General features: G+C 68.9%; 12 protein-coding genes and 2 pseudogenes. 4 read left to right on the top strand and 10 right to left on the bottom strand.

Annotated elements, in window-relative coordinates; all coding sequences use genetic code 11:
• Positions 1-2: 2 nt before the first annotated feature.
• Together AC3WLY_RS00070 and AC3WLY_RS00065 are read right to left on the bottom strand one after the other, a co-directional pair.
• Positions 3-144 (bottom strand): annotated as a pseudogene (locus AC3WLY_RS00070) (GtrA family protein); the annotation flags it as partial.
• Between the two features lie 976 nt (positions 145-1120).
• Positions 1121-1903, bottom strand: coding sequence for an ABC transporter substrate-binding protein (locus AC3WLY_RS00065; protein WP_034185166.1), 783 nt, complete (start codon positions 1901-1903; stop codon positions 1121-1123).
• 233 nt (positions 1904-2136) lie between these two features.
• On the opposite strand from AC3WLY_RS00065, the gene AC3WLY_RS00060 reads away from it, so the two are divergent.
• Positions 2137-2556: an MbcA/ParS/Xre antitoxin family protein gene (locus AC3WLY_RS00060; protein ID WP_034185167.1), complete on the top strand. Its 420-nt coding sequence runs from the start codon at positions 2137-2139 to the stop codon at positions 2554-2556.
• A 2-nt stretch (positions 2557-2558) separates the two neighbouring features.
• Entirely contained in the window at positions 2559-3254 is a 696-nt protein-coding gene (locus AC3WLY_RS00055) for an RES family NAD+ phosphorylase (RefSeq protein ID WP_175959186.1), read from the top strand.
• A gap of 34 nt (positions 3255-3288) precedes the next feature.
• Here the strand turns inward: AC3WLY_RS00055 and AC3WLY_RS00050 are convergent, their stop codons facing one another.
• Complete coding sequence (locus AC3WLY_RS00050; RefSeq protein WP_175958648.1) at positions 3289-4020, bottom strand: metallophosphoesterase; 732 nt, start codon at positions 4018-4020, stop codon at positions 3289-3291.
• A 139-nt stretch (positions 4021-4159) separates the two neighbouring features.
• Here AC3WLY_RS00050 and AC3WLY_RS00045 point away from each other — a divergent pair, with 139 nt between their 5' ends.
• A complete protein-coding gene (locus AC3WLY_RS00045; RefSeq protein WP_034185170.1) occupies positions 4160-4813 on the top strand; it encodes a DUF1345 domain-containing protein in 654 nt (217 codons plus the stop codon).
• Positions 4814-4819: 6 nt separating this feature from the next.
• On the opposite strand, the gene AC3WLY_RS00040 is transcribed toward AC3WLY_RS00045, so the two are convergent.
• On the bottom strand, positions 4820-5488 hold the full coding sequence (locus tag AC3WLY_RS00040) for a glutathione S-transferase (RefSeq protein ID WP_492308524.1): 669 nt from the start codon (positions 5486-5488) through the stop codon (positions 4820-4822).
• Between the two features lie 105 nt (positions 5489-5593).
• Positions 5594-6262 (bottom strand): class I SAM-dependent methyltransferase, encoded by a 669-nt coding sequence (locus AC3WLY_RS00035; protein ID WP_492308472.1) that lies wholly within the window; start codon positions 6260-6262, stop codon positions 5594-5596.
• Between the two features lie 304 nt (positions 6263-6566).
• Between AC3WLY_RS00035 and AC3WLY_RS00030 the strand changes: the two genes are divergently transcribed.
• Positions 6567-8219, top strand: coding sequence for a DUF3459 domain-containing protein (locus AC3WLY_RS00030; protein ID WP_175959188.1), 1653 nt, complete (start codon positions 6567-6569; stop codon positions 8217-8219).
• A gap of 83 nt (positions 8220-8302) precedes the next feature.
• On the opposite strand, the gene AC3WLY_RS00025 is transcribed toward AC3WLY_RS00030, so the two are convergent.
• The 5 genes and pseudogenes from AC3WLY_RS00025 to AC3WLY_RS00005 all read right to left on the bottom strand — a co-directional run.
• A complete protein-coding gene (locus AC3WLY_RS00025; RefSeq protein ID WP_492308473.1) occupies positions 8303-8887 on the bottom strand; it encodes a thiamine phosphate synthase in 585 nt (194 codons plus the stop codon).
• 28 nt (positions 8888-8915) lie between these two features.
• Positions 8916-10259, bottom strand: coding sequence for a hemolysin family protein (locus AC3WLY_RS00020; RefSeq protein ID WP_492308474.1), 1344 nt, complete (start codon positions 10257-10259; stop codon positions 8916-8918).
• Between the two features lie 76 nt (positions 10260-10335).
• On the bottom strand, positions 10336-11115 hold the full coding sequence (locus tag AC3WLY_RS00015) for a sensor histidine kinase (protein WP_310131897.1): 780 nt from the start codon (positions 11113-11115) through the stop codon (positions 10336-10338).
• Positions 11116-11182: 67 nt separating this feature from the next.
• Positions 11183-12106 (bottom strand): DMT family transporter, encoded by a 924-nt coding sequence (locus tag AC3WLY_RS00010; RefSeq protein WP_425131832.1) that lies wholly within the window; start codon positions 12104-12106, stop codon positions 11183-11185.
• Positions 12107-12146: 40 nt separating this feature from the next.
• Positions 12147-12406, bottom strand: a pseudogene (locus AC3WLY_RS00005) (LysR family transcriptional regulator); the annotation flags it as partial.

Raw genomic sequence — 12406 nt, 5'->3', positions numbered from 1 at the left:
GTTCAGCGATACGTCCGGAGCCGATGCAGCACGAACGTGACGGGCGGCACGCACAGCACGACCGCGACGACGCTCCATGCGCGCAAGCCCGAGCATCGCGGTGCCGTGCGCGAGCAGCATCGTGACGACGAGGCCGGCCCGCGCACGACCGGCGGCTCCGATGCCGCCGACGGCATGTAAAGCGCATGAAACGTTTCGCGTCGGCAACCGGGCGAATTTCCGCGGCGAATCGGGCCGATCGGAACGGTGCCGGCCGGTAAAAATTCCATGTCGATTGTTCAGCCTTATCCCGCAAGGCTCGACCGCCACGCGCCGGCACATGCCGCGCGCCGCATGTTTCAGATTCGCAACTTCCGGCATTCCGCGCCCGTTCCGGCCGTCGTCCCGCGCGCCGAACCCCTTGTGCGGATGGGCTCGCGCGAAGCTGGCCCGCTCCTTGCGGATATGAACGTACGAAAGTCGACGACGCGAGGTCCGGCCGGTTCTGCAGCGAATCCTGTCAGTACCGGCCAGGACGCAGTCCGCGGGGATGCGGCGGCGGAGCGCGGCGCAGCAGCCGCGTTCCGGCGAGCATGGAACGTTGTCGCCTGATCGTCGGGGCACCGGCATCGTCCGGTTGCCGGAACAAGCATCAGACTGAAAACGGGGTAGAAAAATGATCGATCGCCACACGCCGCGGCTCGCAGGCCGCGATCGCAGTGATGCGGGGCATCGCCGGTCGAGAGTCGTTCTCGCAGCCGGCCGGCATGCATCGACAGGCCATCTCTCCGCGCCCGGTGCGAGGCGGATCCGGCTGATTGCCGGTCATCCGCGCCGGGTCGGCACTTTCCTGCACCCAGACCCGATTCGAAAGGGCATGTGCACACGGGCGCCGGTATCGCGACGCCCGATCTTCGGCTACTGAATTCGCACGATATCCGGTCGCGTTACCCATCGTTCGCGCGAACCGGTGCAATTGATCTGCAATCCGAATCAGGTTCGATACGTTGAGCAGTGCACGCGACGGAGGATGAACTCGATGCGGCGGCGAACGGCGCAATGTCGTCGCCGCCCGGTGGTGAGGGGAGGGGCGGTCGGACGCGCGCGACGGGAGTGTCGCCCGTACGCGCGCGACGCCGTTTCAGCCGCCGTAGATGTCGAAGTCGAAGTACTTCGACGCGAGCCGCTTGTAGGTGCCGTCCTTGACCATGTCGACGATCGCGCGGTCGATCTTCGCCTTCAGGTCGGTGTCTTCCTTGCGCAGCCCGATGCCGGCGCCGATGCCGAGCACCTTCTCGTCGACGAGTTCGGGCCCGACGAACTGGTAGTTCGCGCCGCGCGGAGATTTCAGGAATCCGATCGCGGCCTGCACTTCATCCTGGAGCGCCGCGTCGAGGCGGCCCGAGGTCAGGTCCGCATACACGCCGTCCTGGTTCTGGTACGACACGACGTTCGCGCCTTGCTTGCCCCAGTACGCTTTCGCATAGCTTTCCTGCGTCGTGCCCTGCTCGACGCCGATCGACTTGCCCTTCAGCGATTCGGCCGTCGGCAGCAGCGGCGAGCCCTTCTTCACGACGAGCCGCGTCGGCTGGTTGTAGATCTTCGTCGTGAAGCCGATCTGCTCCGCGCGCTGCGGCGTGATCGACATCGACGACAGCACCGCGTCGAACTTCTTCGCCTTCAGCGCCGGAATCATCCCGTCGAAATCGTTCTCGAGCCACACGCACTTCGCCTTCAGGCGCGCGCAGATCTCGTTGCCGAGGTCGATGTCGAAGCCGACGAGCTTGCCGTCGGGCGCCTTCGACTCGAACGGCGCGTAGCTGGCGTCGGTGCCGAAGCGGATCGTGGTCCAGTCCTTCGCGGCGGCGGGGCCTGCGGATACCGCGAGCAGGGCGATCGAAACAGCGGCAATCAGTCTCTTCATGGTGCGTTCCTTGGCGGGGTGCTTCCGGTTCTGTGCGACACGGTTCCGCGGACACGAACCGCGTCTGCACGCGGTGTCCGCATGGCCATTAACGCAGAAAATAAAATTTGAGTCCAGAATGGACAAAAAATATCGTTTTGCCGGAAGAAATGGCCGATCGCCGGGTGTCGACCCTTGCAAAAATACGAAAATGGACTAGTCTTGTTAGTGAATTCATTTCGAGACTAACGATCATGTCACAGCCTGCCTACGATTCGCATTCCGCCCCGCCGCAGGCTTCGTTTGCGCAGATGTCGGCGGCCGGCCTGCGTGCGTTTTTCAACATCGCGCGCGACTGGGAACTGACGATCGACGAGCAGATCGTGCTGCTCGGGTCGCCCGGCCGTTCGACGTTCTTCAAGTGGAAGGCGGCGCCGGAGTCGGCGCGGCTGCCGCGCGATACGCTCGAGCGGCTATCGCTGCTGCTCGGCATCTACAAGGCGCTGCAGATCCTGCTGCCGCAGCCGGCCGCGGCCGACGCATGGGTCAAGCGGCCCAACGATGCGGCGCCGTTCGGCGGCAAGCGCGCACTCGACCGGATGCTGGCCGGCAATGTCGGCGATCTGGTCGCCGTCCGGCAATATCTCGACGCGATGCGAGGTGGCTGGGCGTGACGATGCCGATCGAAGCAAAACAATGGCCCACGACCGCCGTCGACTGGGCGCCTGCCTATCGTGTGATCCCCACCCGTTTTCCAGCGATCAACCTGTTCGACCGCGTCGCGTCGGCGGACGATTTCAACGCGCTGTACGCGCTCGAATCGCTGACCAACGACCGCATCCGCAACGAAGTCGGCACGCTCGACCTCGTGCCGCCCGCCGAGCGCCGCTACGGGCTGGGCTGGGGGCCGATCATGGCCGCGTTCACGCACCTGAATCCGCAGGGCAGCCGCTTTTCCGACGGCAGCTACGGCGTGTTCTACTGCGCCCGCTCGCGCGACACCGCGATCGCCGAAACGCGCTATCACGGCGCGCTGTTCCTGGCCGCGACGAAGGAGCCGCCGATGCGGCAGCAAATGCGGCTCTACACGGTGTTCGCGCAGGGCGACGTGGTCGACGTGCGCACGTGGCCGCAGCGCGATCCCGCATTGCTGCATCCGCTCGATTACAGCGCGGGGCAGGCGCTCGGCCGCGCGGTGCGCAACGCGGGCGGCGCGGGGATCGTCTATCCGTCGGTGCGCGACCCGGGCGGCGAGTGTCTGGCTGCATTCCGCACCGCGCTGCTGCGCGACTGCCATCACGCGGCCTACCTCGAATACAACTGGAACGGCTCGGCCGTCGACGCGGTGTTCGAACTGAACCAGGTTGGCTAGGGCTCGCTCGCGGGCCGATGCGGGCGCGACGGCATCACGGCAGCGGCCAGTCGCCCGCGTGGCGTTCGCGCGCCTCGGCCTGCGTCATCGACCACGTGCTGCCGGTGCGCGGCTCGGCGAGCGTGAGCCGCCCGGACGGCGCGAACGCGCCGGTGTCGATGAACCACTGCGCGCCGATCCGCTGCGGTGCGCGCACGGGCGTGTGCCCGGTGCAGGTCAGCGACAGTCCGGCCTGCCGCGCCGGATCGGCGAGCCCCTGGACCAGATCGCGGCCCCAGATCAGTCGCTCGCGCACGTCGTGCGAATAGCTGCCCGTATCGAGGTCGGCGTCCGACCCGAAAAATTCCGCATGCAGCACGTTGAAGCGCTCGGGGCCGTCGCCGATCACGCGCACCAGCGGCAGCGCGTCGACGCGTGCCGCATGCGCGTGCAGCCGCTCCGGCGGCAGGTCGGCGCCCCAGTCGCCGCCGATCCCGCGCCACGCGTCGGGCGACAGCTTGCCGCGCGACACGAGGCTCAGCACTTCCTCGTGATTGCCGCGCACGACGTGGCACCACGGGCGGTCGAGCAGGTCGAGCGCGGTTTCGGACGCGGGGCCGCGGTCGACGAGATCGCCGACCGAGAACAGGCGGTCGCGGGCCGGATCGAAGCGGATGTCGTGCAGCAGCGCGCGCAGCACGTCCACGCAGCCGTGCAGGTCGCCGACGACGAAGTCGCGGCCGGCCGTGTTCGCGGGGTGGCGGCAGAGGGAGGCGGTGGCAGTCATCCCACTATCTTAGGCGCTCGTGCCCGTCGCCACGTCGCGATGGAATGGCGATAATCGGGGCGCGGTACCCGCCGGCGCGGCGCAGCCGGCCGCCCCGCGTACCGTTCGAACCCTTTCCATCCGCTTTCGGAATCACACGATGACGTTTTATCCGCAGGTATTACGCAACCGGCCGCGCATGGTCGCGGCGTTCGTCGCGGGCTTGCTGTGCGCGGTGCTGCTGCCGTTTCCGCTGCGTCTGACCGCGCGTACGCTGATCGGCTGGGATTGCGCGGTCTGGCTGTATCTCGTGCTGATGTGGGTGCGCATGGTCACCGCGCATCATCACAAGGTGCGCGAAGTCGCGATCCGCGAGGACGAAAACGCGACGACCGTGCTGACCGTCGTATGCCTCGCGACCGTCGCGAGCGTGGCCGCGATCGCGATCGAGCTCGCGACCGCCAAGAGCGTCGGCTTCCGCGCGGGGCTCAGCCATTACGCGATCACGGGCGCGACGCTGTTCGGCGCGTGGTTCCTGATTCCGACGATCTTCACGCTGCACTATGCGCGGCTCTATTACGGCTCGCCGAGCAGCGACCGCGCGCTGCGTTTCCCGGACCGGAACCCCGAACCCGATTACTGGGATTTCCTGTATTTCGCGTTCACGCTCGCGGTCGCATCGCAGACCGCCGACATATCGCTGGCAAACCGCTCCGCGCGGCGCGCGGTGCTCGCGCAGTCGATCCTGTCGTTCTACTTCAACATGGCCGTGCTCGGGCTGTCGATCAACGTCGCGGCGGGGTTGCTGAGTTGACGCCGGCTACTTGAGCAGGTCGTACGGACCGCCGCGTTCCAGTGCCCGCCGGTACGCCGGCCGCGCGTGGATCGTGTCGAGAAAGCGCGCGATCGCGGGATACTGGCTGCCGCCGCCGCGCGCGGTCGCGGCTTCGAGCGGGAAACTCATCTGGATGTCGGCCGCGCTGAAGCCGTCGCCGACGAACCAGCCGGTGCGATTCAGCGCGCCGTCGATATGGCCGAGATGCAGCGCGATCTGCGGATCGACGAAGCCCGACTGCAGCGTGGCGGCGATCTTGCGCGCGATCGGCCGCGCGAAGAACGGCATCGGCGCATGCGCGATCCGCAGCGCGACGAGCTTGAGCAGCAGCGGCGGCATCACCGACCCTTCCGCGTAGTGGAGCCAGTACGTGAAGTCGTGCCGCTCGGGCGTGCCGGGCGGCGGCGCGAGGCGCCCGTTGCCGTAGCGTTCGACCAGGTACTCGATGATCGCGCCCGATTCGGCGAACGTGCGGCCTTCGTCGGTGACGACGGGCGACTTGCCGAGCGGATGGATCGCGCGCAGCGCGGGCGGCGCGAGCATCGTTTTCGGATCGCGCTCGTAGCGCACGATCTCGTACGGCACATCCAGTTCTTCGAGCAGCCAGAGCACGCGCTGCGAGCGCGAGTTGTTCAGGTGATGGACGGTGAGCATGTCGAGGCCGGAAGGGGGCGGGAACGACATCATACCCAGCGCGCGCGGCGTGTACGCGAATCGCGCCGCCGGCCGTTTCGAACTGCTTCGAACCGCTTCGATCCGTTATGCGCGCCGCACCGCGATCCACGCACCCCAGAACAGGCTCGCGAAAAAGCGCAGCGGTGCATCGAAGCCCGCATCGCGCAGCAGGCTGAACACGGCTTCCTCGGATGCGGGCGGATCGGCGCCTTGCAGGATCTTCGCGAGTTGCGCGCGCACGGCGTCGGGCGTGGCGCCCTTCATGCGCCAGCGCTGCTGCCACGCGTCGAGCAGGCGAGGGTGGTCCGCGTAGCGGCGATGATTGCCGGCGAGCACGAGCGGCGCGCCGGGCGTCAGGCGTCGCGCGATCGCGTGCAGCACGCCGATCAGCATTGCGCCGTCGAACTCGGGGGCGTCGGGCAGCGCATCGACATCGTCCTCGACGAACGCCGTGCGCGCACCGAAGCCGGCGGTTTCGACGTTCGTGCGCGCGAGCGCGAGCATCGGCGCGGACGGGTCGACGGCCGTGAATTGCCAGCCCGGCTCGAGCGCGGCCGCCACGCAGATTTCCTGCCCCGTGCCGCCCGCGCCCGCGACGAGTATCCGCGCATCGGGCACGCCGATCGCCGACGCGAGCATGCACGCGGCGAGTTCGTGGCAGGCATCGTAGCCGGCGAGCGCGATGCGCGATTGCTCGGCGTATTCGTGTGCGCGTGCCGGATCGAATTTCGCGGCGCTGGCGGGAAGCGACATGGCGGGTTCCTCGGGTCGGGCGCGGACGACGTGTCCGCGAGCATGGCGCAGAGCGTAAGCGTGCGTGGCCGACGCAACAAGGCGAGCGGTCATTCCGGTATGCCGACTACCCGATTCGGCAAGCGTCGGGCTGCCGATTTTCCGGGGGTCGATTCGCATTTAAAAATGTCTGACCATGATGCATCGCGGTGGCGAATCCGGCGCATACTCGATTCTCTCCCCCCGCCTGGCCGTCGCATGCCGGGCCCCGATGCGCCGCGCCAGTGGCGCGGCCATGCCGCTCGGCACGCACGAGGAGCGCATGATGTCCGATTGTCCGCACGATCCGTACGCGCAGCACTATATTCATTGTTTGCCGTTTGGCGCGCAGCCCTGTGGCGCGCTCGGCACGACACCGCGCACGCATTTTCGCGTGTGGGCGCCGGGCAGTACGCAGGTCCAGCTCGAACTCGATACCGGCTACGGCCCGACGCTCGTCCCGATGAAGGCCGCCGGCCCGAACTGGTTCGAAGTGTTCGCCGATTGCGGCGCGGGTGCGCGTTACCGCTATCGCCTCGACGATGCCGTGTCGATTCCCGATCCCGCGTCGCGTTCGCAACCCGAAGGGCTCAACGGCCCGAGCGAGGTTGTCGATCCGCGCGCGTTCACGTGGCGCAACACGTTCTGGCGCGGGCGCGCGTGGGAAGACATGGCGCTCTACGCGATTCGCCCGCACGCGGTGGGCGGCTTCGCCGGCGTGCGTCGCCGCCTGCCGCAGCTCGCGCGCCTGGGCGTGACCGCGCTGGAACTGCTCGCATCGCCGCACGACAGCCTGCCGTTCGCGCCGCTTGCGGCCGAAGGCGGCCCCGATGCGCTGAAGGCGCTGATCGACGACGCGCACGGCTACGGCTTCGCGGTGCTGCTGGAACTCGACTACGCGCGCTTCGGCAGCGGCACCGACGCGCTGCGCCACTTCGCGGAGCCGTTCTTCCATATGCGCGACGATCCGCTGCAGGCGCCGCCGCTGGCGCTCGATCATCCGGACGTCTGCGATTTCTTCTGCGACAACGCGCTGTACTGGATCGACGAATACCGTTGCGACGGGCTGCGCCTGCGCGAGGCCGACCGGATCGGCGTGTCTTGGCTGCGCGAGATCGCGGACCGCGTGCGCGCGGCCGTGCCGGCCGACCGGTTCATCCATCTCGTGCTCGGCAGCGAGCGGCATCCGGCGCATCTCGCCGATACCCATTTCGATGCGCAGTGGAATGGTTGCGGCGAACGCGCGCTACACCGGCTGACGGGGCGCGACGCGTCGGCCCACGAAGGCATTTCCACACACCAGTCGATCCACACGCTCGCCCGCGCGCTGACCGCGGCCGGCGCGGCGTTTCAGCCGGCCGCGCCGGCAGAAGGCATGGCCGCCGAACCCGGGCTGTCGTTGACGTCGCTGGTGCTGTCCGATGGCGCGTGGCGCGACTGCGGTCAGGGCGAGCGAGGGCAAGAGGCCGGCCTGGCCGGGCTCGCGCTGTCGCTGCTCACGCCGCAGATCCCGCTGATCTTCGACGAAACCGCGCGCGACGCCGATCGCGCGCATTTCGTGCAGTCTGCGCTCGCGGTGCGCGCGAAGCTGATCGCGCCGCGGCTGTCCGATTGCCGGCCGCAGGACGCGCATGCGCTGAAGGCGGACGGCGACGGGGATGCCGACGCGCTGCTCGCGTCATGGCGTCTTGCCGACGACGAGACGCTGACGATCGCACTGAACCTGTCGCCCGATGCGGTGCCGTTCGATGCGCCGAGAGGGCAGGTCGTGTTCGAGACGCCGGCGCGCGCGCGCGACCGGATCGATGAGGGGGAATTGCCGCCGTATTCGCTCGTTGCGTGGCTGACGGGCGACGTCAACCGGTACGCGCTCACGCACGACGTGCGTCGCATCGATGACGGCTCGTGGCGTGGAGCGCGACCGAACCTGAACGCCTGAAGCGCGCCTGCGTGCGCGAGCAGGTGGTTGTCCGAACGGCCGGGCGCATCCGCGCCCGGCGGCTGCACTGCCGGCTCCCCGAGTTACCAGAACCCGCGAATACCCGCGATGCCGTACGCGCCGTGACGGCGCGCGTTGTCGAGATGCGCGCGCGTCATCCCGCCGAGCGCGTAGACGGGCATCGCGGCCTGCGCGGCCAGCGCGTCGAATCGGCTCCAGCCGAGCGCCGGCGCACCGGGGTGGCTGAGCGTCGGCAACACGGGCGATAGCGTGACGAAATCCGCGCCGGCGCGTGCGGCCAGCCGCAGGTCGTCGTGCGTGTGGCAGGCGGCGGACACCCATCGTCCGGCCGGCAACGGCCGCTGCGCGGCGGCGCGCAACGCGGCGCCGTCGAGATGCCAGCCGGCGCCGTCGAGCCGCATCACGCCGGCCGCATCGATCGGGCCGTTCAGCATCAGGTGCGCGCCGGCTGCATCGCAGCGCGCGAGCGCCGCGGCGGCGAGCCGCGCGAACGCGGCCGTATCGAGCGATTTCACGCGCAGTTGCACGAGCGTCTCGCCGCGCGCGAGCACGGCCGACAGCCGGTCGAGGAACGCATCGCAATCGGCCGCCGACGCGGACGCCGGTTCCGGCGTGATCACGCAGCAGCTCGGCAGCGTTGCGTTCATCGCGCGTCGCGACGACAACGAGAGGCCGTCATTCGTCGGCCTCCTTCGCGATCTTCGGATAGACGCGCACGAGCACGATGCGCGGCCCGTTCATCTTCTTCACGACGACGTCGAAGCGGTCGAACGACACGCGCTGCCCTTCGGTCGGCAGGTCGCTGAGCGCCTGGATCACGAGGCCGCCGACCGATTCCGCACGGCCTTCGTCGATATCGATGCCGAGCGCCTGCTCGAGCGACACGACGGGCAGGCTGCCCTTGCCCATCAGCGTGCCGTCGTCGAGGCGGCTCCAGTCGGCATCGCCCTGGCGGAACTCGTCGTGGATCTGGCCGACCAGCGCGCCGAGCAGGTTGTCGAGCGTCAGGAAGCCGATCGGCTTCTCGCCCTTGTTGCCGACCAGCGCGAAGTGCGGCGCGCCCTTGCGGAAGCGGCGGAACAGTTCGAGCGCCGGGGTGTCGGGCTTCACGTACTGCACGGGGCGCACGTAGTCGGACAGGTCTTCGAGCGCCGCGCCCGCGTGACGCGCGAGCAGCAGGTCCTTCAGGTGGATCAGCCCGCTCACCTGTTCGCGCGACGCATCCTCGAACAGCGGATAGCGGCTGAAGCGGTGCCGCGCGACGATCTCCATGTTGTCGGGCAGCGGCAGGTCGCGCCGCAGGCCGATCATTTCATGGGCCGGCCGCATCAGGTCCGACACGGTCATCGACGAAAAATCGAGCGAATGAGCGAGCGTGTTCCACTCGTCGTTGCTGTACGTGCCGCGCGCCGGCTGCGCCGCGTTGCCGGCCGTGCTGCGGCGGCTGCGCAGGATCAGCTTCAGCTCGTCGGTCGAGTAGTGTGCGTCGCCGCCGTGGTCGGCCGACAGCCCCGCGAGCCGCAGCACCGCGTTGGCGCTGTTGTTGAGCACCCAGATCGCCGGATACATCGCCCAGTAGAACGCATAGAGCGGCAGCGCGACCCACAGGCCGATCTTCTCGGGCTGGCGGATCGCCATCGATTTCGGCGCAAGCTCGCCGACGACGATGTGCAGGAACGAGATCAGCGAGAACGCGAACACGAGCGAGATCAGGTGCACGACGCGTTCGGAGTGCACGCCGATCAGGTCGAGCAGCGGGCCGATCAGTTCCGCGAAGGCCGGCTCGCCGACCCAGCCGAGGCCGAGCGACGCGAGCGTGATGCCGAGTTGGCACGCGGAAAGATACGCATCGAGCCGGCCGTGCACGATGCCGAGGATGCGCCCGCGCAGGCCGTGCTTGCGGGCAAGGGTCTTGACGCGCGTCGCGCGCAGTTTGACGAGGCCGAATTCGGCCGCAACGAAGAACCCGTTCAGGGCCACCAGGAACAACGCGCCGATGAGCGCGAAGATCTGTAACAAAGAATCGCTCCGGTTATGACAGGCCCATCAGTATAGAGCCGGAAAGGAATTTGTAATGTTTGGGACGACCGATTGCTTACACCGGCGCCTCGCGGGGGATGGCGAGCGTCATGGTGGCGGTCGCGCCGTCGGCGAACGCGGTATGCGCGAACGTGCCGCCGTGCGCGAGCGCGACGCGCTGGCACAGCGCGAGCGCCCATGCGATTCGCTTCGCGTCGCGCTCGCGTAGCATTTCGCGTCGCGCGAACGATTCGAACGCATGCGGCTGTGCAGGATCGGCGAGTGCGCCGGCGCTCACGGTGCAAGTGGTGCGCGCGACGAACTGCGCGCCGTCGCGCGTGCAGGCGAACGTCACGCGGCTGCCGGCGGCGCTGGCCTCGACGGCCGCCGTCAGCATCGTCCAGAGCGCCTGCGCGATGCGTTCGCGGTCGGCCGACAGCGACGGTTCGTCGTCCGGCAGCGTCGCGTCGAGCGCGACCTGCCGTGCGTCGGCGAGCGCAAAACGGACGAGCGCGAGCGTGTCGTCGAGCAGCGCGCGCAGCGCGAACGGCCGCGGCGCGATCGCGAGCGTGCGCGTTTCCGCGCGCGGCGCATCGAGCACGTCGTCGATCAGCGTCACCTGCTGGTCGATGCCCGTGCGGATGCCCGCGAGTGCGCGCTGCAGGTTCGGATCGGCATTGGCGAGCTGGCGCTCGAGCACGTACGCCCAGCTATGCATCGCGTTCAGCGGGCTGCGCAGGTCGTGCGACGCGGTGGAGAGCGCCTGGTCGCGCAGGAACAGCGCCGCCTGGGTGGCGTAGTGCGCTGCGCGTTCGCGCAGCAGGTCGGCGGCGGGATCGACGGAAGTGGACGTCACGGAGCAGGCCTGTCGGAAGCGGTTGGCGTGGAAGTCACGCGAACCGTCATTATAGGGACGGTGCGTGTCACGCCGGCAGCGCGTCTTCGTCCTTTTTCCGCGCGTCGCCGTTCGGCAGCAACTGGCACGCGAGCAGGCCGGCCAGCATCAACGCGCAGCCGACGAGCGCGCGCAGCGTCAGCGTTTCGTTGAGCGCGGCCCAGCCGGCGACCGCCGCGAACACGCCTTCCATGCTGAAGATCACGGCCGCGTGCGCGGGCGCAGCGTCGCGCTGCGCGACGACCTGCAGCGTATAGCCGACGCCGACCGACAGCAGCCCGCCGTACAGCAGCGTCGGCAGCGCGCCGCGCAGCATCGCGACGCTGACCGGCTCGACGGCCAGGCCGACCGCGAGGCACGCCACGCCGCAGACGACGAACTGCAGGAACGCGAGCACGAGCGGATCGTGACGCTTCGCGAGATGGCCGACCGCCATCACGTGCGCGGCGATGATGACGGCGCCCGCGAGCTGGAACCAGTCGCCGTAGAGCACCGAGAAGTGCTCGTCGATGCTGAGGAAATACAGGCCGATCGCCGCGAGCAGCGCGCCGAACCACGTGCCTGCGCCGATCCTGTGGCGTGCGAACACACCCATCAGCGGCACGATCACGACGTACAGCGAGCTGATGAAACCCGCGTTCGCGACTCGCGTGTACTGCAGGCCGAACTGCTGCAGCGAGATCGACACCGCGAGCAGCCCGCCGAGCGCGAGGCCCGGCAGCAGCAGTGCCGGCTCGCGGCGGATCGCCGCGAGCTGCGCGCGCGACGCCGCGTTCAGCATCAGCAGCGGAACCAGCACGAGTGCGCCGAGCAGGAAGCGCAGCCCCGTGAACAGGAACGGCCCGATCACGTCGAGGCTCAGTCGCTGCGCGACGAACGCCGAGCCCCAGATCGCGGCGGCGGCGAGCATCAGCAGGTTGGCGCGGAGGTGCTTGCGGGCTTCGGGCTTCATCGGATTCTTCTGAAGATTGCGGGCGGCGAAACCTCACAGCTTACGCCGAGATTGCAAGGCTGTCGGCAAACCTGCGCAGCGCGGCGGCCGCACGTGCGTCGCGCACGCGCGAATACAGCACGACCTGCGACTGCGGCAGCGGCGGCAGCCCGAATTTCGCGCCGACGTCGACCAGCGTGCGCGGCGCGACCCGCCGCGCGAGCGGGCAGACGGCGAGCCCTGCCGCCGCGGCCGCCGTGACCGCCGCGACACCGCCGCCCGTGAAGCGCTCCCGCCACGGCCGCCCCGCATGGTCGAGCG

It is taken from the genome of Burkholderia sp. FW306-1C-G01B (assembly GCF_058781685.1).
The sequence above is the reverse complement of the archived record's forward strand: the minus strand, read 5'-3'. Positions and strand labels throughout refer to the sequence as shown.